The sequence below is a fragment of the Candidatus Enterococcus leclercqii genome (assembly GCF_009933135.1).
Classification (GTDB): Bacteria; Bacillota; Bacilli; order Lactobacillales; family Enterococcaceae; genus Enterococcus_C; species Enterococcus_C leclercqii.
Genome location: NZ_MAEH01000020.1, coordinates 34,450 through 57,603, shown reverse-complemented (window position 1 = coordinate 57,603; position 23,154 = coordinate 34,450). Strand labels below are relative to the sequence as shown.

Here is a 23,154-nt window from a genome sequence, read left to right as displayed (position 1 = left end):
CCTGAGCATCGGCCAACTCCTCTTGGTAGCGATCAAAAAACAGATCCAACGGCAATTCTTCCTCGAGCTCGCTTTCCATCGATTGAATATCCGGTAGCTCCTCTAAGCCCTTTAACCCGAAATAATCCATAAAATACGTGGTAGTCCCATACAAAATGGCTCGCCCTGGTCCATCCACACGGCCTTTTTCTTCAACCAGCTGTCGTGCGACTAACTTTTGGACAGAACCCGAAGACTGAACTCCTCGTATTTCATCGACCTCGATTCTTGTGATGGGCTGTTTATAAGCAATGATTGCCAATGTTTCCAAAGCCGCCTGAGAAAGCCGATTAGCTAGCGGCGATTGGGCATATTTTTTCAATAGTGGCGCAAACTCTCGCTTAGTGGTCAGTACAAAATGGTTTCCAACTTCCAATATATTTAGAGCAGAGGCCGTGTTCTCCTGATAATCCTTTTGCAGTTCCTGAATCAAATCATAAACTGCCGCTGTTTTCGTGCTCAAAAGAAAACTCAGCTCGTCTAAACCGATTCCTTCATCACCCACGACAAACAGCAGTGCTTCCAATTCACTCTTTTTGTTCATTTGCCTCGTCCTCTTTCACTGCATAAAGCATGATTTCCGAATAATTCTCTTCTTGTGTCACACGAACTTGGCGATTTTTCATCAACTCTAGCATCGCCATAAATGTAGTCACAATCTCAGCCTTAGAATAGCTGGTCAAAAATGTCGCTAAGCTGCGTCCTACATTTGGAGAAAGTGATGACAAAGAGTTCTTAATGTCCGTCATCTTATCTTCAATTGAAGTCTCATCTGCGGCAATCGTAGTCTCAACTACCCGCCGTTTTTTCCGTTTTTCCAACATGGCATGAAAAGCCAAGAACAAGTCGATAGTCGTCAACTGGTTTTCTGGTAGTGCCGGATCCTCGTCTTTATATTCATCAACATCCATCGGTTCTTTAGTATAAAACTGGCTGCGCTCTTCTTCTTTTTCAGACAATAACTCAGCAGCATATTTAAACTTCCGATACTCTAAAAGTTGAGTCACTAATGCTTCACGGGGATCTTCTTCATACTCTTCGGTTTCTAGCTCCAGCTCAGGCTTTGGTAGCAGCATTTGGGATTTAATCGCCATCAATGTCGCGGCCATTACCAAATATTCTCCTGCCAATTCCAGCTCCAGTGTCTTCATCGCATGAATGTAACCCATGTACTGTTCTGTCACATCAGAAATTGGGATATCGTAAATATCAATTTCCAACTTTTGAATCAGATGCAACAACAGATCTAACGGTCCTTCAAAAACATCCAATTTGATTTTGATCTCTTCCAACTGCCGATTCCTCTCACTTCGCGGGGCGTTTTAAGCCCGCGGAAAATATTCTTTGTACACATCGGTCATGCGTTTTTTAGTAATATGCGTATAGATTTGTGTCGTCGAAATGTCCGCGTGCCCTAACAACTCCTGTACAGTTCTAAGATCCGCCCCATTTTCCAAAAGATGGGTGGCAAAGCTGTGACGCAGCGTATGAGGTGTAACGGTTTTTGTGATACCTGCTTGGCGCACGATCTGTTTGAGATTTTTCCAAATTCCTTGCCGCGACAGTCCTGTTCCGTGGTGATTGACAAATAAATGATCTTCTTCAGGATGTTTAGTTGTCAATAGTGGTCGGGATTCATCCAAATAACGACCAAGCCATTCAATTGCATAATCTCCTAAAGGTACGATGCGTTCTTTGTCTCCTTTACCCAACGTCTGCAACAGACCGATACTCAGATGCAAATCCTTCAATTTCAAGCCAATCAATTCGCTGACTCGCAAACCAGTGGCATACATAACCTCTAATATCGCCCGGTCTCGCAGCCCCAACAGCTCTTTTGTATCTGGTGTTTCAATAAGCTGCTCCACTTCTTCCAGACTCAGCGTATCCGGTAAGCGTTGTTGCTTTTTCGGTGATTCGATGTGTTGCATCGGATCGTGATCGGTATAACGTTCTTGCCGCAAAAATTGATGGAAACGGCGCAAACTTGAGATCATGCGGGCGATTGTTGCCGAAGATTTCCCTTCAGTCTGTAACTGCTGCAGTAATCCTAAAATTAAAAAGCGATCGACATTTTGCCAAGAAGTAATATTATTTTTTTTCAAATAATCCAGGTATTGATTCAGATCCCGCTCATAGCTTTCACGGGTATTTTTTGACAAGCCTCTTTCGATCAGCAAATAATGAAGGTAATCAACAATTTGCTCTTCCATAGTCTTCCCCTCAACTTTCGCTTTTCTATCATAGCAAATAACCGTCGATTTCGATAGTAGAAATCCACAGGCGCAAGAATTATCCAATAAGCAAGCATGTTTTCATTAGGTATAAATAAAAAGGGAATGACACGGACTTACCTAGTGTTTGATGAAATTAAGGTAAGCCAGCAGTTGAAATTTTTAGCAATAAAAAGCCGACTATCTTCCAATGATTCCAAGGAAGATGGTCGACTTTTGGGGTCTCACGTTTGGTAATATTCGTTTCAGAAGACGGTGGCTCAACTATTGTCACAGCTCCGTCTTCCTTGCAGCTCACGTTTGAGAGTGCTTCTTCCAAAGGCGCAGACAGGACGTTTGTCCGTCCACCTTAAGGCTATGATACCACTTGTTTACGGCGTTTTTTTCCACCGCCGGCAGCTCATCTGCGAGGCTCATCGTCTTCGAATTCTTTACGAAAATGGCGCCGCTCTTCTTCCGGTTCAACCTCATGTTCTTCTGGATCATGGAAAAGAACACGAATTTTCAACACTCGGGAGCCTTCCATTTCTTCTGATATCAAGGTTACATTGTCCACATCAAAGGAGAGTGCATCATCAGCATCTGGGATTGTCCCTAATGCAGTAATCAAATAGCCTGCCATCGTATCCACGTCACTCATATGCAAGTCAGTCCCGAATGCTTCATTGAACTCATCAATCAACATCCGTCCTTGAATCACGTATTCATTATCGGCAATTTTTTCATACAGGGTTTCCACTTCATCCGATTCGTCATCAATTTCACCGACGATTTCTTCCAATAAATCTTCTAATGTAACTAAGCCGACGACACCACCATATTCATCCAAAAGAATCGCCATTTGATTTTGCGTCTTTTTCAATTCATACAGCAAGTCATCAATAAACACTGTTTCAGGAACAAACAGCGGCTCTTGCATAATCTCTTTAATCTGCAACTTGTCGAAACCATCTTTGAAAGAAGCTTTCAACAAATTCTTAGTATGGAGAATCCCGACGACCTTATCCTTATCGTCATTATAGACTGGGATTCGTGAGTAGTTTTCAGCTAGAATGCCGGTCAAAATTTCTCTTACCGGATCATTGATATCCACCATAAAGGCATCCGTACGAGGCACCATGACTTCACGGGCAACCTTAGTATCCAAAGAAAAAATTCCTTGAAGCATCTCCAGCTCATCTTCTTCAAAAACACCTTCTGTTTCCAACATATAACGCATTTCATCTCTGGTCATCTTGGAATCTTCATCATCGAAGTCCATCGGTGTAATCCGTGCCAATAAGCTGGTAGAAGCCGACAACAGCCAGACAAAAGGTTTTGCAATTGCGCCGATTACTCGAATGATGCCAGAAGTAAACTTCGCAACTTCTTCGGATTTGTTCATCGCGATTCGTTTAGGATACAACTCACCGAAGACGATAGAAACATACGTCAAAATAGCCAACACGATGATATTTGCAATACTTTTTGCAGCAGCACCGCCACCTAATACAGGGGCTAAGCGGGAAGAAAGCGTATCAGCCAAGGATGCACCGGACAAAATATTGACCAAGGTGATCCCCACTTGGATTGTAGACAGAAAGTTGGTAGGATTTTGCAATACCTTCAACAGTTTCTGGGATTTGACATCTCCTTCTTCAGCTTTTTGTTCGATCCGATTTTTATTGACGGATACAACAGCGATTTCTGAGGCAGCTAAAAAGGCATTGATCAACGTCAAAACGATCAATAACAATATCTGCGCAAAAAGCGACTGACTCTCGGGGTCAGCATTCATAATGGCACTCTCTCTCTTTCATCTTCAAAATTAGTTTTGGGTAGAAAAAAACGTGGATAAATCCACGTTAAAATCGTATCATAAAGCATTTTTCTTTGCAATAAAAATCATTTCTCAAGACTGGTGGTTTTATCGGTCAAAAGGGAATGATTTTGCTTGATTTTATCATCTTTTATCATGCGAATCACGAAAATTACTATGGTCCGGCAAATAGCATAGAAAGGAACTCCCAAGAAAATGCCTAAAAGGCCAGCAATATTTCCTGCTACCAACAATACCAGAATAATCGTCAATGGGTGGATCTGAAGTGACTTGCCGATAACATTTGGGTAAATCACATTTCCGTCAAGCTGCTGAACAATCAAAACCACTACACAACACAGCAGCGCTTGCAGTGGCGAGCTGAAAACAGTCACTGCCACAGCTGGCAGCAAGCCCAAATACGGTCCCAAATATGGAATCAAGTTGGTGATCCCGGCGACCATCCCAAATAAGAAGGCATAATCGACGCCGATAATCAGATACCCGATAAAAGTGAACGTCCCAACAAAAATACATTCGATCGCTTGGCCGCTGATGTAACTAGAAAGTGTCTTGTTCATCTGCCCTAACAATTCTACAATCTGCTCCCGCCGCTTTTCAGGGAAAAAGCGTTGAATATTTGGCACTAGGCGCTCCCCATCCTTCAACATATAAAACAAAATGAAGGGAGCTGTCACGACAGTCATTGTCGTGGAAGCAATACCACCGACAATTGAGCCTAAACTATTTGACAAACCACTAAGAAACTTTTGAATGATGCTGCCATAAGAAATATCCAGTTTGTCAATTTGAGCTTCGATATCAACACCATTAAAAATTGGATTTTTAGCAATTTCTGTCAGCCATTTTTGGACGGAACTGATGAAGTAAGGCGTATTTTCTGCCAATGAAGCCAACTGTTTGACCAGATTTGGAATCACCGCTAACACAGTCCAAACAATTACCCCTAGCAACAATAAGAGCACTATCACGATTGCGAGGATTCTTTTCATCTTGGTCAGCTTTGTCAGCAAACCTACGATTGGATTTAGCAAATAGTAAAGAAACCCGGCAACCAGCACTGGTGCAAACAACGTGGTGAAGAAAGTTCCAATAGGTTGAAAAATAAAATTGATCTTGGTGGAAACTAAAATCAGTGTGGCTACAATCAAAAGTTCCAAAGACCAGAACATCAGCTTGGAGTTCTTCAATTTATCCAGCATATATTTATTCCTTTCCGTACTTTCTTTAAACTAACTACCAGAACAGAAAACTAGGCCTCTGCACTGCTAACTGAGATTTTGCATACTGACAATTTTTAAAAGAAAATACAGCCATTTTTATCAGTCAATTAAAAAGTATCTGTGTCCATCTTACCAAAAACCTTACAGAATACATACTGGAAAGAACAAACTTTTCGATTCATCTCGTTATTCCAAATCTGTGCTTTTCAGTTATACTAAAGAAAAGCTAATTTATGGCTTTTAGCAAATGAACAGGAGGTCAAGAAATGGTGATCGTTCATACCAAAGATACCATGAGCGGAATCTATTTAGATGCCGTCAAAATCCGACATAAAGTATTCGTTCAAGAACAACAGGTGCCTTTGTCGCGAGAAATCGACAAAGACGAAGCCTATGCAATCCATTTTGTACTCTACGATCAAGGTGAGCCTCTTGCAACTGCCCGACTATTGCCCATTGATGAAAATCAGGTCAAATTACAACGAATGGCCGTTCTTAAACAAGCACGAGGGCGAGGTCTCGGAGAAAAGGTTTTAGAAGAAGCTGAACGTTTCGCAAAAGAACAAGGCTTTAGGGAAATCACTCTCGGCGCCCAATTAACTGCACGTTTATTTTACGAAAATTCAGGATTCACCGCCTATGGTCCTGTTTTCCAGGATGCTGGAATCGATCATATCGCAATGACAAAAGACCTCTGACTCTAGCGCTAGGCAACTTATAATACAGGACAAACGTCACTAAAACTATGGCAATCCGCCTGTTAATGTCTTGCAAAATCAAGACTACCCAAGGTGAGAAACAAATTACTTTTATGTAGTAAATGGCGAACCTTTCATCTATAGAGATAAAAAAGGGTATGCCAGCAAATAATTGCGACAATCCTTGGGTCAAGTCCGTAGCAGGAACACGATCATACCTATAGAAGCAAAAGTCTGTGTTTGAAATTTTTCGCAATAAAAAGCCGACGAACTTCCAATGTTTTTAATGGAAGTTCGTCGGCTTTTGGGGTCTTGCGTTTGGTAGTGTTCGTTTCGAAAGTCACTGACAAGAGAATTGTCACAACCTTTTTTATTGCTAACTAGTCATGATTGGATTAGGCAAAGTTGCAAGTAAAAAAATTGCGCTGTTCTTTGACAGCTATTGGATATAAGTTTTTAGTGCTGCTAATATCCCTTGGGCAACTTTGTCCGGGTAATCCGCCTTTGTAATTTCAGCTAAATCGTGATCACTGTTTACGTAGCCCAGCTCAATCAACAGGCTGACTGGAACATAGGTTTCCCGAATGACATAATAGTTGCCAAAGCGAACCTCATTATTCGTTAATGGTAAACTCTGACCCAATGCTTTTGAGACAGTTTCCCCAAACTTTTGTCCTTCGTTGTAATAATAATAAGTGGTAAAACCCTGCATGCCATTGGCGTAATCGAAATTATCGTAGTGAAAACTGATAAAAATATCTGGATTTTCTTTTTGGGCGGCTGCCGTCACATCTTTTAGTGCCAACAGCTTGTCTTCTGTGCGGGTATAAGTGACATGCACCCCATTGTCAGAAAGTAGTTTTCCCACCGTTTCAGCCGTTTTTAAGGTCAGTGTTTTTTCATTCACACTGCCATCTGGACTTTCTGCACCAGTGTCGATTCCCCCATGTCCAGCATCCAAGACGACGGAGAGCTGGCTAAGATTTGTTGCCTTTTCTCTACGCTCGACTTCAACTATTGTCCCGGCATTTGCTTTAGGGATATAGCCTTCTTTTCCGGAATCGGCTCGGACTTTGACGTATTCGCCCTCTGTTTCCAAATAAGCCGCCCACTCTCCACGATGAAGCTTAGTAAGAACTTCACTTTCAGGATCAACCGTTTTTTTCACTTGAACGTAGTCATTGGCCGTTTCCTCAGTGGCATCGGTATCGTATAAGGACGGATCCACATAGGCGGCTACCATTTTTTCTGTCGTAATCCCTCGTTCCGGCAATTCAGATGACGAGGAGGCAGCTGTCGTTTGACTGCTACTCGAATCAGTCGGTGCTGCGACTGCATCTTCTTCCTGATTGAAATAGTATAAACTTCCTAGTAAACCTGCTGCAATGACTGCTGTGGCAGCAATCAGGATCAGCCCACTCTTTTTTTTCATTTTCGTCACAGCTCCTGTTTTTGTCATCTTTAATCTTACCCTATCTGCCTTAATTTTGGCTTAAAAAACACCTTGATTAAAAAGACGATTTTCAACGTCCATCTCAAAAAGAGCTACCAAAAAAGCGCCCAAAAAAACTGCCACAGACTTTCTGCAGCAGTTTTCGTCATTTTTGTGACAATTGCTTGTAGCGGTTATACCAGATATCGATGTAGCCTTCTGAAAACGGGCCTTTCCCATTATTAATCCAATCTACCAAGATTTTGACATTTTCCTTTAAAATAAAGTCAATGTCTTTAGGATAGTGCATAATCTTAGAGTGCAGTTCATACTCATCCACATCCAACAAGCGCTTTTCACCATCTGGAAATACTTTGATATCCAGATCATAATCGATGTACTTCAACGCTTCTTCATCCAGTAAATAGGGTGAAGCCAGATTGCAATAATAGGAAACTCCTTTCTCTCTGATCATCGCGATTACATTGAACCAGCATTCCTTATGGAAATAAACAATCGCCGGTTCTCGTGTCACCCAGCGCCGACCATCTGATTCGGTGACCAAGGTATGGTCGTTGACGCCGATCATTGAATATTCACTGGTTTTCAATACCATAGTATCACGCCACGTACGGTGCAAATTGCCATCGTGTTTGTAACTTTGAATGGTTACAAACTCGCCTTCTTTCGGAATTCGCATAGTTACCCTTCCCTCGCAAGCATGATTGCTTATCGTTTAGGATTTGTGAGCCAAATCAACCCGTTTTGCAGCTTGAAATCAGCTTTCATGAAACACACGTACTTCTTGGATTTGCAACGGACCTGCGCAAAAAGCAGGAATCATTCTTGAGCGGATGTCACATTATCCTAGTTACGAGCGTCACAAACCCGGCATCGGGAACATTATATCAATAAAAGCAGATATTGACTAGAAAACTTTGTTATCCCTCCGATTTTTATCAAGCTGTTCCACCAATTTTTGCTGTGGCTTTGGAAAAACAAGCTTTGAAAATTCGTCTTTTGCAACCCATTGTCCCGGCATTTTCTCTGGTGCTTCGCCGCCGATCATTCGCCCATAAAAAAGCAACAGGTGCCACTTCAAATGGCTGAATACGTGCGTCACTTCACCCAAATGCCGTTTCTGCCAAATAACATGAGCTTCTTCAAAAGGAAGCACCTGCTCCGCTTTATCCTCTTCTGCCACCAAAAGCTCCATTTGCAGCGACTCTTCTTTATTAAAACCTGTCTTTAGCTGTTGGTAATGCGTTTCGTCGATTTTCAGCAGCGGAAAGGTCCACATTTTTGCCAAAAGCCCGTTTTCCGGACGTTGCACTAACCAAAACTCCCCCTGACTATTTTCAATAGCAGCAGCCACATAATAAACCGGTTTTGGAGGCTGCTTTTTGGTCTTGACGGGGAAATCAGTCATCTTATCGTCTTTATAAGCCAAACAAAAGTCTTTTAAAGGACAGACGGGACACTCTGGCTTTTTGGGGGTACAAACGCTTGATCCGAGATCCATCAACGCCTGATTAAAATCACCTGGTGCAGCTTTTGGTATAATTTTTCGCATGGCTTCATCAAAAACTTTGCGGGAAGAAGCTTTTGCAATATCTGCCTCGATTTCAAATAAGCGACTGACTACTCGCATAACATTGCCGTCAATAGCCGGTTCTGGCAGGCCAAATGAGATACTGGCAATGGCACCCGTCGTATAAGGACCAATCCCTTTGAGAGAAGCAATCTCTTCCACCGTATCGGGCATTTTTCCAGCAAAGTCTGCTACCATTTGTTTTGCAGCCGCTTGTAGATTACGCGCCCGGGAATAATAGCCCAACCCTTCCCAGACTTTTAAAAGTTTTTCTTCATCTGCTGTGGCTAAGGCGTGAATCGTGGGAAATTCTTCCATAAAGCGATAATAGTAGTCGATTACCGTGTCTACACGGGTTTGCTGCAACATAATTTCTGAGATCCAGACACGATAAGGATCGGTATTCATCCGCCAAGGCAAGTGACGCTTCTTTTCATCATACCAATCTAAAAAGTTCTCCTGCAGTTGTTTGATCTCTTCTTTGGAAAGGGTGTCCCATGGTCTATTCGTCATCTTCAGTTTCCTTGTTTTCAATATAAATTTGTATAGCATCTAAATCAAAACCTTTTTGGTACAGGCTTTGCTTGACTTTTTGCCTGCGCTCTCGTGGCGGTTTTCGTTGATGTCTGCGCCACAATTTGTCTCCTTCTTTGGCCAAAGCTGCGGCTTCAGAATCAGCTTCTTTTTCAATCCGCAACTCAGCGAAGGCAGCATCGATTACTTCCCCATCAAAGCCTTTTTGCATCAGGGTCTGCCGAATCTTCTGTTGGGTTTCTTTAAAGCTTTTCCCATGAATTTTTTTTTGGGCTTTCATTGCTGTTTTTAACGCAACTTCCTGCTGATCTTCTTGACTGTATAGTCCTAGTGCCTGTTGGATCAGATCTTCGGCAACGCCTTTTTGCAGCAATTGTTGTTTCAAATTTCTTGGGCCCTTGTCAGAAAGACGCATCTGGGTTCGGACATAGCTTTCTGCAAAAACCAGATCATCCATCAAATGTAATTCTTTCAGGTGTTGCAAAATTCTCCGAACATCTTCTGGCGGTATCTCCTTGTCCTTAAGAAAGCGGCGCAGCTCCTTTTCCGTGCGTAATTGATAGCTGACATAGCGGTACGCTTCTTGCAGGCCAAGATCATAGGTACTGCTCTTTTTTAGTTCTTCAAGCTCAGTTTCGGTTAATTCCAGTCCCTTCAAAAGCCGATACTTTACTAGCTGGTCTTCAGAAACCCGCAGCCGCTCCTGATTGGAAAACTTCACCACAAAAAGGCCGCCCTTGTCTTTGGCAATTCCAGTCACTGTTATCCTATCCATTCACCTGCACCTGCTTTCTTCTCATCGGGGAACATACATTCCAGTTTAACATAAAAAAACTTTTTCAACGGCCGTGATGTGTTAAAATAATGTAGAATTTCAGAAATGAGGGAATCTTATGTTGCAAACCGTCGTTAAAAACGGCCAGAAACTCAAATTAAAGATCAAGCGCCTGGGAATCAACGGTGAGGGGATTGCCTACTATCGCCGCCTGGCAATTTTCGTTCCCGGTGCCTTACCCGGCGAAGAAGTCCAAGCGACTATTCTTCGCGGAGAAACAAAATATGCCGAAGCACGCTTAGATGACATTTTAAAGAAGAGTCAAGACCGGATTACGCCTCCTTGCCCTTTTTATGAGCGTTGCGGCGGCTGCCAACTTCAACATTTGTCTTATCCGGCTCAGCTAGCCTTCAAGAAAGATCTTTTGCAACAAGCACTGACTAAGTTCAAGCCAAAAAACTGGCAGGAATATCAGCTGCTCCCTACATTGGGTATGGATGAACCTTGGCACTATCGTAATAAAGCGCAATTTCAATTACGCTACGATCCGGTTGTAAAAAAAGCGGTGGCTGGCCTTTATGAGCGAGATAGCCATCGACTTGTCGCAATCAACGATTGTCCAGTCCAACTGCCGGATACCCAAGAAGCTATCAATACTGTTTTACAATTACTGAATAAATATGAGCTGCCAATTTATGATGAAAAGAAAAACAGTGGTATTGTCAAAACGATCGTAGTTCGTACCGGAAAGCAAACGGGTGAACTGCAAGTCGTTCTCGTGACCGCTACGACTAAACTGCCTCAGAAGAACCCACTAATTCGAGAAATTACTCAACGGCTGCCTAAAGTCGTCTCAATCATGCAAAACGTTCAAAGTAAAAAAACATCCTTGGTGATGGGAGACGAGACGCTGCACCTTTGGGGAAAAGAAGCCATTCGTGAAGAGCTTTTAGGAATGTCCTTTGACCTTTCTGCCCGTGCATTTTTTCAACTAAACCCGGCACAAACTGAAGTCCTGTATCGCGAAGCAGCGAAAGCACTTGATTTACAAGAAAATGAAACGCTTGTGGATGCTTATTGCGGTGTGGGTACCATCGGATTGAGTATGGCAGACAAAGCCAAAGAAATTCGCGGAATGGATATCATCGAAGCTGCCATTAGTGATGCCCGCAAGAACGCTGAGCAAATGGGCTTGAAAAATACTCGTTACGAAACCGGTACTGCGGAAGAGCTGCTACCACAGTGGCTTTCTGAAGGTTTTCGACCTGACGCTATCGTCGTAGATCCTCCTCGAACCGGTCTCGATCAGAAGCTGCGCCAAGCACTAAAGCGCTACCCCGCGAAAAAATTAGTCTATATTTCTTGCAATGTTTCCACGCTGGCTCGCGATCTGGTGCAGCTTTCAGAAGTCTATGACGTAGTTTATTTACAATCCGTGGATATGTTTCCCCAGACTGCCCGCTGTGAAGTCGTCGTTAAACTGACCCTTAAAAAATGATTCGCAGCTATCTCTTTATTTTCTACCTTAAGCGGATAACATCCTGTCAGTTTCACCTCAAAAGCGGACGACTACTTTCCCATACGAAAAGCTGTGACAATCACCTTATCCTTTCTCTAAAGCAAACATGAGCCAATAAAAAGAGAAGCAACTTCTGTGAAGAAAAACCAGAAGTTGCTTCTCTTTTCATTGTTAAACCTGTCAAACGATTCGCTAATTATCCTTCAGAAATGATTGCTGTCACAGGGTTCTTGTCGCGTTATAAAACTTTTTCTTGTTTATTTTGACATTGGCGACAGATTCCGTGAAAAGTCAGTCGATGATCTTTGACAGCAAAATGATAGCGACTCTCCACTACCTCTTCCACTTCACCTAACAGATCTTCTTCAATTTCTTCAATATTTCCGCATTCAAGGCACAGCAGATGATGGTGAAAATGCTTAGCTCCTTCTTTGCGAAGATCATAGCGGGCAACACCGTCATTAAAGCTGACTTTATCTACCACGTGAAGATCCGTCAAAATTTCCAACGTGCGGTAGACCGTTGCTAAACCGATATCGGGACTTTTTCGTTTTACAAAAAAGAAAACTTCTTCAGCGGAAAGGTGATCCTTTTCGTTTTCCAGCAAAACCAGCAAAGTGGCCTCACGTTGCGGAGTTAATTTGAAGCCGGCTTCGTGAAGTTGCTTTTTGACTTTCATCAATGCGCTGTTTGTGTTCATTTCCCAGATCTCCTTGCTGTTACATTATAATCATTACAATCTAGATGACGAATCATCTCTATCAAATTAAACTTATTATAAAGAATAATCGGGAATAAAACAAGTCATTCTCATTTAGGAAGTAAGATTGTATAGCCGTCTTCTTGCTTGATGCGCTTTTCCTTCAACAGATGACCAATAGCTCGCTTAAACTGGCCTTTGCTGATTCCAAACATCTTTTTGATGGCTTCTGGATCAGATTTGTCTGTATAAGGCATTTTTTTATCTGCTGATCGGTCCAAATACACCAACAGCATTTCTGCATCATCGTTGATAACTTCATGGGCCCGTGGTTTCAATGAAGCATTTAATACACCATCTGGCCGAACACCGATGACTCGTCCTTTGACTTGTTCACCAAGACGTGGCTCCATGTAGCGTTCAGAAGGATGGACAAATGCAATATAAAAATCATCGGTTAACAGATATGTTCCCGCTAACTTTAAGCGGAATACCGTTCCAGCGATGTCTTTATTTTTTTGTTCTTCAATCCCATGTCGGCTCAATGAGCGGAAAATTTTTTCATCCGCCAATGTGCCCCAAATGCGATCTTTGTGATCTACCCGCAAAGAAACCATCAGTCGATCGCCTTTTTTGGGCCACAGCTCCCGCATCGTAGGCAGCTCATCAAGAGAAACTGCAATATCTTTATCTGGCAAGCCGATATCCACAAATGCCCCAAGATCCCGGCGAGTTTCAGTTACTTCTGCAAAGGCATAATGTCCTTTACGACTTTTGGGAATCACAGTTGTAAATGACGGCTCTTGCTTTTGATTGAGATAGCCGAATCCTTCGACTGCTTCTCCTAATTGATGTTCCCCCTCCGTTTTGCGCAAGCGAAAAGTAAAACCATTTTTTTGGATGAAATAATGTGTTTCATTTTCATCCGTCACCAAGCCGCTGAAGACAGCTGCTAGTAATTCATTCATATTCGTTCCTCCATGGGGATAGCCCCGTTAAAATTAGACACTTAGCCCAAAAGCAAACGTAGCAAGGCAATACCAGCGATGCCGACGATGACAATCTTCATAAGGTCTTTTGTATAATAGCCTACCACTAAAGCAGGCAAACACGCTACTAATTCAGATACCTTAACAGTCGGCCACTGACCAGTCCGGAAATTCAACAGACTCTGTACTAGCAACGCTGTCAGAATACACAGTGGCAGAAAACTCAAAAAACGATTCACAGGCTCAGGAAAAACTAATTTGTCAGCAATAGTAAAGGGCAAAATGCGGGGAATCCACGTCACAACTGCACACCCTAAAACCAATACCAAAAATTCAGCAGAGATCATTGGATCACCTCTTTTCTTTCACTAAAAGCGCCTACCAGACAGCCACACAATGTCGCTCCGATAACAGCAATCTCAGCAGTTGAAACTCGCATTAAGATCACCAACGAAACAACAACAGTAAGCAGAACAAGCACTGTCTGACGGGTTCTTTTTTTCAATGGCAGTTCGGCTTGAAACAGCCATAGCCCTAGAAACATGGCCGTTAGTGCAAAGTCCAGCCCAAAACGCTCCGGACTGGGAATAAACTGGCCCAGCAGTCCACCAGCGAGGTTGGCAACAAGCCATGTAAGATAAGCAGCAACATTCAATCCGTGCATCCACGAGGAAGTCACGGAACGACCTTCCTGTAACGCCGTCGTCAAAACACCATATGATTCATCAGTCAGTAGTGTTCCAACACCGATATTACTAAGCAGACTTCGCCCACGAAAATGATAGGTCACCGATAGACTCATCAGAAAATGTCGTAGATTAACTAAAAATACGGTAGCAATAATAGACGAAACAGGTGCTCCGATAGCCAATAAGCCGCAAATGATAAACTGCCCGCTGCCGGCATACACCAATAACGACAACAACGCGATTTCTAAAATCGTCAACCCTACGCCTTTTTCAACGACTCCAGCGGCGAAACCAATCCCCAAGTATCCAAGTATTGTTGGAACACAAGCTTTTACTCCGTCGCGGAACGTCAAATAACCCTTTTGTCCTGCTTCCATGACAACGTCCCCCTTTTTATTCGATTGAAAACATCATATCGAAAAAAAGGAGGACGAACAAGGATTTTCAGAATTTTTCGGAAAATTACAGTTGTATCAACGAATGGTATGATCGTTACCATTACCACGGAAATAGCCAGTTTTACAATTGATCGTGACTAAATACAAAGGCAATTGATCATCAGCCATTCCTTGGGTTAGCGCTGACTGGTTATTGGTAGCAAAAAGATTGTAATACCCCTCTCCGTTTTCAATACGCACTGGTTCTAGTTTATAGCCACCCTCAACGATGTATCCCCGCTCTTTACAGATAGCTAAGACTTGTTCTTTAACGCCTGGTGCCCAGGTCCATGCTGGGTTACTGCTGTCAGCAATGTCAGATGCTACTGATCCTAATATCGGTGCATTGTCCGTGTTTGGTACCATGTTAGGTGAAGCTTCTGCTGGCAACGATCTGCCTTGGTTGTCAGTTGCCGCTCCACTAGTTGAGCCGCTTGCCGTTGAATCTGAAGCGTTATTTTCAACAGGTGTGCCAGCATCATCTGCCGTAGTTTGTGCGGCTTGATTAGCAGCAGCTTCGGCGGCTTGTTCTGCAGCTGCCTTGTTAGCAGTGATCTTTGCTTGCACCGTCTTCAATTGCGCTTGCAGCTGTTCTTTTTGCTCACTTGTTAGTAAGGCCGCTACCAACTTTTGTGCCTTTTGATAATCAGCTTCAGCTGGATTGGCGACAACTTTCCCTTCTTTTATCAAGGGATCAAGCGCTGTCTTGGCGGCAGCTAAATCTTTTTGTTGCTGTTTGAATTCTGCTACGGCATCTTTCAATAGTTTACTAAAAGGTGTCTCTTGTGTGGGCAATTCAAAATCAAGCGCACTATCCGGTTGGATGGGAACATCTTTTTTCAGTTCAGAGCCGGCAATGACTGGCGCTTGAAATAACTTATTGACGTCTTCTTGCAGTTGAAATTTCGTCTTGATTTCAGCAAATTCTTTTTCCAAATCGGCTTTATCAACAGAAGTTTTGACTAGCTTGCTGTTTAATGAGGCCAACTCTTCTTGGGTGATACCCGCTTTTAGAAATTGATGATCCTCATCAAGATACAAAGCAGAAATGGCTTGTTGCAATGACTTGGCTTCTGCCTGGGCTCTTTCTGCCGCTTGTTCTTGTGCCTGCACCTTTTGCTGTTCTTGTTGCTGGTGGTAGGCATAGCCGCCGCTCCCCGCTGCCAAAACAACAGCTGCCGCCAACAAGAATGGCCACTTCTTGCGACCGCTTTTTGATGGCTCATCAAGAGTCGACTTCGTCACGGCAGGTGCTGTTTGTCCAGAAACATTCGATGACACGGATGCGTTGGGTTCATTTCCTGAGGCTTTCACTGTTTTTGCTGCTGTCGATACTGCAGCAGCTTTGTCTCTGCGGGGTGTTTCAGGGTTAGAATCGACAGTCGAAACACCATTGTGCTGGGCTTTTTGTTCATTTTCCTGCTGGTTTTCTTGTTCATCTTCGAGATTCGCTACTACTTCAGCCTCTACCGGCACTGTCTTTTCAGTAGCATTCTCTTCCTGCTCAGCATCTAGTTGCTCATCAGCCCTTTCTTTTGATGGCAAATCATCTGACTCTTCTGTCACAGGAATGAACGATGCATCGGTAACCGGCGAAACAGTATCTCCATCAGCACTTTCAGTCAGTTCAGACACATTTTGAGCAGCTGCTTCAGCGGTTTCCTTTAGTAAAGGCGCCTCAGCTTCTTCCGTACTTCTTGAAACTTGGGAGGTTTTTACTTCCGCGTGCACTTCTGCCGACTCTGAAATTGGCTGATCTGCTGATTGCACAGGAGCTTTTGTCAGGTTACGCTCCTGTGGCTCGATTGCTGTATCCTTTTCTGGATCATTCTCAGGTAGTTCACCAGATTCTTTTGGTACTTCTGAAGCAGCCGAGGCCGATTCCTTTTCAGAATGTTCCTGCTTGGGTTCAAGGGCTTCGTTACGTTGTGCATCAGCAGGTTCCTTGCGGTTAGCTGCGATCAGCTCCTCCAATGTTGGCCCCTCATCTTCGACACCCATCCGATGTCGCTTGATATACGCAGCCAAGATCGGATTTTCGGAATCCTCTTCCTCTTCGTCTTTTGTTTCCGGTGAAGATAAATTTGGTTCTTGTTGTTCATTCATTTGGGACATCAACGCCCCTAGGGAAACATCTTCAAAATCAGACCAAGAAACGGAATCATTGCTTTTCCGATTTTTTTCATCAATTTCATGTAGTTTTTGTGCGATATTTTCTTTTATTTCATGGCCGCACCGTGGACAAACCAATTTGCCATCCAACGGTTCAAAGCCGCAATGTGGACACTTATCAATCAAAATAGCTTGCTCCTTACTTTGCTCAAGACTAATTGAGCTAGAATACGATTGCCTAACAGTAAATCTATCATATTATCCCGGCCGCGCCAATATTGTGAAGGTTACGATTTCCTTAAATTACTGTGGCGCTATGTAACTGTTTCGAGCTTTTAGGCACGTTATCTACAATTATCAGCGCCAAATAAAAGCGCCTCAAGCATAAGAAAAGCCGCTCTCAGTGAGAAGCGGCTTTAAATGGCTTATTCTAAAAAGTCTTTCAATTGTTTCGAACGAGACGGATGACGCAGTTTGCGAAGTGCTTTCGCTTCAATCTGACGAATCCGTTCACGAGTTACGCCAAACACCTTCCCGACTTCTTCCAATGTACGTGTGCGACCGTCGTCAAGTCCAAAGCGCAGACGCAAGACGTTTTCTTCTCGGTCAGTCAATGTATCCAAAACATCTTCCAATTGCTCTTTCAACAGCTCATAAGCAGCATGATCAGCCGGACTGGTAGCTTCTTGGTCTTCGATAAAATCACCTAAGTGGGAATCGTCTTCTTCACCGATTGGCGTTTCCAAAGATACAGGCTCCTGAGCAATTTTCAAGATTTCACGAACTTTTTCAGTCGGTAGATCCATTTCAGCACCAATTTCTTCTGGTGTCGGTTCCCGACCAAGATCTTGCAACAATTGTCGTTGAATCCGGATCAGCTTATTGATTGTTTCCACCATGTGAACTGGAATACGAATCGTACGGGCTTGGTCCGCGATGGCCCGGGTGATTGCCTGACGGATCCACCAGGTTGCGTAAGTCGAGAATTTGAACCCTTTGCGGTAATCAAATTTCTCAACTGCCTTCATCAGCCCCATATTTCCTTCTTGAATTAAATCCAAGAACTGCATGCCACGTCCGACATAACGTTTCGCGATTGAAACGACTAAACGTAAGTTAGCTTCAGCCAGGCGTTGTTTTGCCTCCTGGTCGCCTTCTTCAATCTTCAATGCCAAAGCGACTTCTTCTTCAGCCGTCAATAGCGGCACCCGACCAATTTCTTTCAAATACATCCGAACAGGATCATTGATTTTGACACCAGTTGGCGCTGAAAGATCTTCATCTTTCGCTTGTGTCGCCTTTTTTTCATCTTTTTTCAAGCTGTGAACAGATGGTTCTCCATTTTCGTCCACCACACTGATACCGGCATCTTCAACCTGCTGGATCAATTTATCCATCCCATCGGCGTCTAAAGAATAAGGTGTGGCCAATTGGTTGGAAAGTTCATCATACACCACTTGTCCTTTGGGTTTGTTTGCTTTGATGAACGCTGCTACTGCCTTGGTGTAGTCTTGCTTTGTTTCGTTTGCCATAATATTAGAAGGCCCCCCTTAAAAAATGTCGGTTTGCTTCAGTTGTTTCCTTAAATTTATAATCTCAACTGCCAACTCGAGTTCCAGTTGCGTATTTCCTACACGACCAGCTTCTTGCTGCCGAATAACTTTTTCATTGATTTCATCAGCTAATCTGGTCTTGTGAAATACCCGTAGGAGCGCACGAATCTCATGTTCGGTACTATCCTCTGGCATCGACAAGGTGGCAATGTTGATCACTTTGTTTTTGATTTCTGAATCATCAAGATAATCCAGAAAGGCGGCAATTTCAAATTCCCCTTTACTTTCGTAAAACGCTTGAAATAACCGATAAATCTGTTGATAGTCCTCATGAAGAAAATGGATGTCTTCTTGCTTCAAGCGAAAAACCAAACGCGGTTCACCAAACAACCGATAAAGCAGCTGTTGCTCCGCACGCTCGCCTTGAGTCAATGGACGTCTGGGACTATTTGGTGGCGCCAGAGAAGCTCCTGCGCCAAACTCCTCATCCGGTGGCGGTGGACCATAATCCTCATAGCCGGAAAAACCAGCCGCGCCATTTCCATAAGTCGAAGTTTGAGAACTACCCTTTTGCTGCACTTTTAAACTGCGCAGCTGCTGCTGCAACGTTTCTCGTTGCAAGTGGAACTCAGTTGCTAATTGAGTAAGATAGTGATCTTGCTGTATCAGTGAATCTACCTTGGTCAATTCTTTCAAAACGGTTTCGATATAGAGCAGTTGATCGTTCTCATTCGCTAAGTTATATTTTCGTCGATAGTAGTCCATCTGGAAGCTGAAGACCGTTTCGCGACCATGACGAGCCAATTGTGCGAAGGCTTCACCGCCAAACTTTTGAACATATTCATCCGGATCCCTACCGTCAGGAATCCTAACAATATCTAATTTCATCCGGCTGTTTTCCGTCAAAAGTGAAATTGCCCGCTGTGTCGCCTCAATGCCGGCATTGTCCCCATCATAACAAATGACAATAGTTTCCGCCATTCTGTCAACCGCAGCAATTTGCTGTTGCGTCAAACTAGTCCCCATGCTGGCAATCCCGTTTTTGATGCCCGAACGCCAAGCAGCGATCACATCCATAAATCCCTCAAATAGATACACCGTACTCTCCTTACGAATCGTACTACGGGCTTTGTCGAAGTTAAACAGCACGTTGCGTTTGTTAAAGAGTTCCGTTTCCGGTGAATTCAAGTACTTGGGTTGATCAGTACCGGGAAAAGCTTCCGTTTTAAAAAAGCGCCCCGAAAAACCAATCGTCTTTCCTTGGGGGTCGCGGATTGGAAACATAATTCGTTGGTAAAAACGGTCAGCCACACTACCGTCATCACGAAGAATGAATAGACCACTGTCAGGATATAGCTCGCGATCAAACTTCTCATTTTTAAAGACTTGCTCTAAAAATTGCCGCTGATTGGGCGCAAATCCAATCCCAAACTCAGCAATCAGCTCGTCTGTCAATCCTCTATCCCGCAGATACTCCAACGCCTGTTCACCAACAGCGGTGTTCATCAGCATATGATGATAAATTTCCTGCGCTTTTTCATGCAACCCAATGAGCTGTCGTTGTTTTGAATTGACAGGACTACCTTGCGCACTTTCACGATATTCCGGTGCTAACGGAATGTTCTCCATGTCCGCCACTTTAGCGACGGCTTCTGGAAAACTAATTCCTTCAATCTCTTCTAAAAAACCAAAAACATTGCCGCTCTTGCCACAACCAAAGCAATGAAAAAACTGCTTATCCTCCGCTACAGAAAATGACGGTGTCTTCTCATTGTGAAAAGGACAGAGTCCAGAGTAGTTTTTGCCGGCTTTTTTCAGTTGCACATATTGGCCGATGACATCGACGATATTCACTTTTCCACGAATCTCATCGATCAGTTGCTGCGGAATCCTAGCCATCTGCCTCACTCCTTCCCCCTGTGTTGAAAGCGGGTCGCTATTCAAATCCGACAGAAAAGACAGCTGACCATATCAAAAGCAAATCCGCTCACCGCTACGAAAGACCGCCGGGTATACCTGTTTTACTTCTTTGTTTCAGTCGTTCTCTTTTGATACATCGAATCCTCTGCGGTAAAAAATCGCACCAATAGACATCAGCGCGACCAACAGAAAGACCCAATTATACATAGTTTATTTTACCACAATGAATTTCATTTTCAAGTCTTTTGCATAAGTCCTTTCAAAGCAAAAAAGAAACGATCATCCGTGAAAATTGAATTTTCTCACGAATGATCTTCTTGATTATTTGTACTTTTCTTCTAAGCGACTCATCCAAGCCCCTAAAGCCGCCCCTGCCACGCACAAGGCAACACTGGCCGCATAGTTTCCCGCGGTGAACCCGCTATAGTCAGTCGGAACAATCATAATCGTGGAGGCTAAAACAATGCCCATGATAAAGTGAAATAGTTGTGGGTAGGCCTTGCTGAAAATGTAATCCATAACTTTCGACAAGCCCAAAACACAAATCACTCCGCCAATTCCGATTGGTAAAATCACACCCATATTAAGGTTTTTGATTCCGTCAGACATAGCTTTATACATCCCCATATATACCAAGAAGTTAGAAGGACTCAGCCCCGGTACAATAATTCCCAAACCAATCAAGCCACCGGCAATCATCCAAGTGAAAAAATTCTGATCTACATGACCAAACAAACCTGAACCTTTCCACAAAAACAACAATCCAGCAGCAAAACTTACGATTAGAATCACAACTTCTCGGGTACTGCGTCCTTTTTTTCCAGCCTCTTTCCACAACGCCGGAATCGTTCCAAGAATACATCCGACAAAAAACCAAAGAACTATGTTTTCATAAGTACCTAATGCAAAGCTAACGACAAAAGAAAGCAAAAAGACGCCGGTTATGCCCCCTAATCCCACCGGAATGAAAAACAAAACATTTTCTTTAAAATTACGGGTAATATGAGCCAGAAAGGAAATGATCCGCTCGTAGATCCCAAAAATCGCAGCCAATGCTCCGCCGCTGACCCCAGGAAGAATAAATCCAGAGCCGATAAACATTCCTTTTACAAAGCGTAGGATCCAGTCGCCGCCTCGCTTATTTTCTGTCATTTCTGTTTGCTTTTCCATGAAAACCAAGCCACCTCTTTTTTTCAAATATTCTTTAGTTTATCACAACTTCAACTTTCGACAACCCTAAAACAAGAAAGCAGTCAGCTCGTATTTCGTCTCATTCCACTTCACGATATCTGCGTAGAACAGATTTCCGCCGTTATGGTACAAAAAACCACCATTGTATAAAAGCGAATGAATTCCCCAGTAGCGGTATTTGGTCTGGTCTGCATTTCCCAGTTTTGGAGATAAGACATCTCGAGAATAGCTTTCAGCAATCTCTTTAGAATTCTTTTTCCCTCTTTCTGCGACATAGTTAATATAGTCAAGTCCAAAGTTATAGGCTTGAATCGCCGTTTCTTCGTCACAACCGGCTGCTTTGGCCTCTTGCAGTGCCTGAGCCAAAAATTTCACACCGGCATCAATTGAGTCGCCTTCATCGGTAATCTTCCCTGATTCACCATACCTGCTTTCAGAACTCTGCATCAAATCCGAATGTTTGCCCTTCGTCTCGGTAAAAATAATTGCTGCAATCAAGTCCGTTTGGTTGGCAATTCCATATTTCTCTGCGGCTTCAGCTATTTCGTCATCGTAACGATGGACATCTTTTAAAATCCGATAGTTTCGAATACCCAGAACAACGCCACCGATGATTAGTAGCAAAATCAGCAAGCCTAGTAAAAATTTCAAAATCCGTTTTATCACACGCTCAACCATCCGTTTTCTTTATAATTTCGTTATTGAAAAAACTCAACTTCTGGGAAATTCCCAGTGAAAGTCCCCTTCAACAATATGAAAATTCGTCTTTTTTCATACTACTATTTTACCTTTTCTTTGACCAGAAATGATCATTTTCTTTTCATAAACTTAAACAACCACCTTACAAAACCGTTCGTCTTGTCACTGAATCATTGTCCAAAAAACAGCAAAGCCGCTATAATATAGAAAAGCAGGTGAAACAGATGGTACAAGAAAAGCACTATGCCATCATGAAAGATGGTACAAAAATCTATTACGAAACTTGTGGCTCTGGTCCAACGCTGGTATTTCTTCATGGAAACGGCAGTAACGGCCGCTTTTTTTCTTATCAGGTCCCATTTTTTGAAAAAAATCATCGACTGATTATCGTAGACAGTCGCGGCCACGGGCATTCTACCAACAATGCCAAAGCCCTCTCTTTCCGGCTGATGGCGGATGACTTATTTACGGTTTTAAAACAAGAGCAGGTGACTATTTGTGATATCGTTGGCTTTTCTGACGGCGCCAATTTGGCTATGAAATTTGCAACTATGCATCCTGAAATGGTGCACAGATTGGTTTTAAATGCCGGAAATACCAATGTCAGTGGTGAAAAACTACTCTCCCGCGCAGCGACCCGTATCTGGTATGGTTGGACCTGGCTTTTGAGCTATTTTGTTCCCGGCTATAAAGCCAAGCTCAAAATAATTGGTTTGATGTTAAAAGACATCGGCGTTTCAAAAGAAGAATTACAACAAATCAAAGCGCCATCTTTGGTCATTGTAGGCAGTCACGATCTAATCAAAGTCCGCCACTCCCAATGGATTGCAAAGAACATTCCCCGCTCTGTTTTTAAACAGGTTTCCGGACAAGGGCACCTGCTAGCCCGTCGCGTCCCCCTTGTCTTCAACCAGGAAGTGGCTGCTTTTTTGGATGTGCCTTTTCCAATTTTCGAAGATCACTTGTGCTAGTATGCTGTCTGATACATTTTCAAATGAAG

At 43.2% G+C, this 23,154-nt stretch carries 20 protein-coding genes and 1 pseudogene; 3 read left to right on the top strand and 18 right to left on the bottom strand.

Annotation, left to right across the window (positions count from 1 at the left end; all coding sequences use genetic code 11):
* Window positions 1–19: 19 nt before the first annotated feature.
* The 5 genes and pseudogenes from scpB to BAU14_RS12725 all read right to left on the bottom strand — a co-directional run.
* A pseudogene (scpB, locus tag BAU14_RS12745) lies at window positions 20–583 on the bottom strand (SMC-Scp complex subunit ScpB); the annotation flags it as partial.
* Window positions 567–1,331, bottom strand: coding sequence for a segregation/condensation protein A (locus tag BAU14_RS12740; RefSeq protein ID WP_161900487.1), 765 nt, complete (start codon window positions 1,329–1,331; stop codon window positions 567–569). The pseudogene scpB and the gene BAU14_RS12740, both read right to left, overlap by 17 nt.
* Before the next feature lie 30 nt (window positions 1,332–1,361).
* The gene (gene xerD / locus BAU14_RS12735) at window positions 1,362–2,252 is read right to left on the bottom strand and encodes a site-specific tyrosine recombinase XerD (protein WP_161900486.1); all 891 of its coding nucleotides are present in this window, start codon (window positions 2,250–2,252) and stop codon (window positions 1,362–1,364) included.
* Between the two features lie 421 nt (window positions 2,253–2,673).
* On the bottom strand, window positions 2,674–4,050 hold the full coding sequence (locus tag BAU14_RS12730; RefSeq protein WP_161900485.1) for a hemolysin family protein: 1,377 nt from the start codon (window positions 4,048–4,050) through the stop codon (window positions 2,674–2,676).
* Between the two features lie 107 nt (window positions 4,051–4,157).
* Window positions 4,158–5,294: an AI-2E family transporter gene (locus tag BAU14_RS12725; RefSeq protein WP_161900484.1), complete on the bottom strand. Its 1,137-nt coding sequence runs from the start codon at window positions 5,292–5,294 to the stop codon at window positions 4,158–4,160.
* Window positions 5,295–5,581: 287 nt separating this feature from the next.
* Between BAU14_RS12725 and BAU14_RS12720 the strand changes: the two genes are divergently transcribed.
* On the top strand, window positions 5,582–6,013 hold the full coding sequence (locus BAU14_RS12720) for a GNAT family N-acetyltransferase (RefSeq protein WP_161900483.1): 432 nt from the start codon (window positions 5,582–5,584) through the stop codon (window positions 6,011–6,013).
* A gap of 439 nt (window positions 6,014–6,452) precedes the next feature.
* On the opposite strand, the gene BAU14_RS12715 is transcribed toward BAU14_RS12720, so the two are convergent.
* The 4 genes from BAU14_RS12715 to recX all read right to left on the bottom strand — a co-directional run bounded on the left by BAU14_RS12715 (window position 6,453) and on the right by recX (window position 10,345).
* Window positions 6,453–7,445, bottom strand: coding sequence for an N-acetylmuramoyl-L-alanine amidase (locus BAU14_RS12715; protein WP_161900482.1), 993 nt, complete (start codon window positions 7,443–7,445; stop codon window positions 6,453–6,455).
* A 166-nt stretch (window positions 7,446–7,611) separates the two neighbouring features.
* Window positions 7,612–8,145: a DUF402 domain-containing protein gene (locus tag BAU14_RS12710; RefSeq protein WP_161900481.1), complete on the bottom strand. Its 534-nt coding sequence runs from the start codon at window positions 8,143–8,145 to the stop codon at window positions 7,612–7,614.
* A gap of 228 nt (window positions 8,146–8,373) precedes the next feature.
* Window positions 8,374–9,549: an A/G-specific adenine glycosylase gene (mutY, locus tag BAU14_RS12705; protein WP_161900480.1), complete on the bottom strand. Its 1,176-nt coding sequence runs from the start codon at window positions 9,547–9,549 to the stop codon at window positions 8,374–8,376.
* Window positions 9,539–10,345, bottom strand: a complete 807-nt coding sequence (gene recX, locus BAU14_RS12700; RefSeq protein WP_161900479.1) for a recombination regulator RecX — start codon at window positions 10,343–10,345, stop codon at window positions 9,539–9,541. The genes mutY and recX overlap by 11 nt, the downstream gene beginning before the upstream one ends.
* A 118-nt stretch (window positions 10,346–10,463) precedes the next feature.
* On the opposite strand from recX, the gene rlmD reads away from it, so the two are divergent.
* Window positions 10,464–11,843: a 23S rRNA (uracil(1939)-C(5))-methyltransferase RlmD gene (rlmD, locus tag BAU14_RS12695; RefSeq protein WP_161900478.1), complete on the top strand. Its 1,380-nt coding sequence runs from the start codon at window positions 10,464–10,466 to the stop codon at window positions 11,841–11,843.
* A gap of 259 nt (window positions 11,844–12,102) precedes the next feature.
* Here the strand turns inward: rlmD and BAU14_RS12690 are convergent, their stop codons facing one another.
* From BAU14_RS12690 to BAU14_RS12650, 9 genes are all read right to left on the bottom strand, one after another.
* Complete coding sequence (locus BAU14_RS12690) at window positions 12,103–12,564, bottom strand: Fur family transcriptional regulator (protein ID WP_161900477.1); 462 nt, start codon at window positions 12,562–12,564, stop codon at window positions 12,103–12,105.
* 110 nt (window positions 12,565–12,674) lie between these two features.
* Window positions 12,675–13,532 (bottom strand): S1 RNA-binding domain-containing protein, encoded by an 858-nt coding sequence (locus BAU14_RS12685; protein ID WP_161900476.1) that lies wholly within the window; start codon window positions 13,530–13,532, stop codon window positions 12,675–12,677.
* A gap of 41 nt (window positions 13,533–13,573) precedes the next feature.
* Window positions 13,574–13,900, bottom strand: a complete 327-nt coding sequence (locus BAU14_RS12680) for an AzlD domain-containing protein (RefSeq protein WP_161900475.1) — start codon at window positions 13,898–13,900, stop codon at window positions 13,574–13,576.
* Window positions 13,897–14,619 carry an AzlC family ABC transporter permease gene (locus tag BAU14_RS12675; RefSeq protein WP_161900474.1) on the bottom strand — a complete coding sequence of 241 codons (723 nt, stop codon included), beginning with the start codon at window positions 14,617–14,619 and terminating at the stop codon, window positions 13,897–13,899. The genes BAU14_RS12680 and BAU14_RS12675 overlap by 4 nt, the downstream gene beginning before the upstream one ends.
* Before the next feature lie 96 nt (window positions 14,620–14,715).
* On the bottom strand, window positions 14,716–16,977 hold the full coding sequence (locus BAU14_RS12670; protein ID WP_161900473.1) for a cell division site-positioning protein MapZ family protein: 2,262 nt from the start codon (window positions 16,975–16,977) through the stop codon (window positions 14,716–14,718).
* A gap of 239 nt (window positions 16,978–17,216) precedes the next feature.
* Window positions 17,217–18,323 carry an RNA polymerase sigma factor RpoD gene (rpoD, locus tag BAU14_RS12665; RefSeq protein ID WP_161900472.1) on the bottom strand — a complete coding sequence of 369 codons (1,107 nt, stop codon included), beginning with the start codon at window positions 18,321–18,323 and terminating at the stop codon, window positions 17,217–17,219.
* A gap of 18 nt (window positions 18,324–18,341) precedes the next feature.
* Window positions 18,342–20,243 (bottom strand): DNA primase, encoded by a 1,902-nt coding sequence (gene dnaG / locus BAU14_RS12660; RefSeq protein ID WP_161900471.1) that lies wholly within the window; start codon window positions 20,241–20,243, stop codon window positions 18,342–18,344.
* 342 nt (window positions 20,244–20,585) lie between these two features.
* On the bottom strand, window positions 20,586–21,434 hold the full coding sequence (locus BAU14_RS12655) for a DUF368 domain-containing protein (RefSeq protein WP_202622233.1): 849 nt from the start codon (window positions 21,432–21,434) through the stop codon (window positions 20,586–20,588).
* A 66-nt stretch (window positions 21,435–21,500) separates the two neighbouring features.
* Window positions 21,501–22,133, bottom strand: a complete 633-nt coding sequence (locus BAU14_RS12650) for a lysozyme family protein (RefSeq protein ID WP_202622232.1) — start codon at window positions 22,131–22,133, stop codon at window positions 21,501–21,503.
* Between the two features lie 245 nt (window positions 22,134–22,378).
* Between BAU14_RS12650 and BAU14_RS12645 the strand changes: the two genes are divergently transcribed.
* Window positions 22,379–23,125 carry an alpha/beta fold hydrolase gene (locus tag BAU14_RS12645; RefSeq protein ID WP_161900469.1) on the top strand — a complete coding sequence of 249 codons (747 nt, stop codon included), beginning with the start codon at window positions 22,379–22,381 and terminating at the stop codon, window positions 23,123–23,125.
* Window positions 23,126–23,154: the final 29 nt, after the last annotated feature.

Coding starts and splice junctions, on each gene's coding strand:
- xerD (WP_161900486.1), bottom strand. CDS start 2,252: ATGGAAGAGCAAATTGTTGATTACCTTCATTATTTGCTGATCGAAAGA.
- BAU14_RS12730 (WP_161900485.1), bottom strand. CDS start 4,050: ATGAATGCTGACCCCGAGAGTCAGTCGCTTTTTGCGCAGATATTGTTA.
- BAU14_RS12725 (WP_161900484.1), bottom strand. CDS start 5,294: ATGCTGGATAAATTGAAGAACTCCAAGCTGATGTTCTGGTCTTTGGAA.
- BAU14_RS12720 (WP_161900483.1), top strand. CDS start 5,582: ATGGTGATCGTTCATACCAAAGATACCATGAGCGGAATCTATTTAGAT.
- BAU14_RS12715 (WP_161900482.1), bottom strand. CDS start 7,445: ATGAAAAAAAAGAGTGGGCTGATCCTGATTGCTGCCACAGCAGTCATT.
- BAU14_RS12710 (WP_161900481.1), bottom strand. CDS start 8,145: ATGCGAATTCCGAAAGAAGGCGAGTTTGTAACCATTCAAAGTTACAAA.
- mutY (WP_161900480.1), bottom strand. CDS start 9,549: ATGACGAATAGACCATGGGACACCCTTTCCAAAGAAGAGATCAAACAA.
- recX (WP_161900479.1), bottom strand. CDS start 10,345: ATGGATAGGATAACAGTGACTGGAATTGCCAAAGACAAGGGCGGCCTT.
- rlmD (WP_161900478.1), top strand. CDS start 10,464: ATGTTGCAAACCGTCGTTAAAAACGGCCAGAAACTCAAATTAAAGATC.
- BAU14_RS12690 (WP_161900477.1), bottom strand. CDS start 12,564: ATGAACACAAACAGCGCATTGATGAAAGTCAAAAAGCAACTTCACGAA.
- BAU14_RS12685 (WP_161900476.1), bottom strand. CDS start 13,532: ATGAATGAATTACTAGCAGCTGTCTTCAGCGGCTTGGTGACGGATGAA.
- BAU14_RS12680 (WP_161900475.1), bottom strand. CDS start 13,900: ATGATCTCTGCTGAATTTTTGGTATTGGTTTTAGGGTGTGCAGTTGTG.
- BAU14_RS12675 (WP_161900474.1), bottom strand. CDS start 14,619: ATGGAAGCAGGACAAAAGGGTTATTTGACGTTCCGCGACGGAGTAAAA.
- rpoD (WP_161900472.1), bottom strand. CDS start 18,323: ATGGCAAACGAAACAAAGCAAGACTACACCAAGGCAGTAGCAGCGTTC.
- dnaG (WP_161900471.1), bottom strand. CDS start 20,243: ATGGCTAGGATTCCGCAGCAACTGATCGATGAGATTCGTGGAAAAGTG.
- BAU14_RS12655 (WP_202622233.1), bottom strand. CDS start 21,434: ATGGAAAAGCAAACAGAAATGACAGAAAATAAGCGAGGCGGCGACTGG.
- BAU14_RS12650 (WP_202622232.1), bottom strand. CDS start 22,133: ATGGTTGAGCGTGTGATAAAACGGATTTTGAAATTTTTACTAGGCTTG.
- BAU14_RS12645 (WP_161900469.1), top strand. CDS start 22,379: ATGGTACAAGAAAAGCACTATGCCATCATGAAAGATGGTACAAAAATC.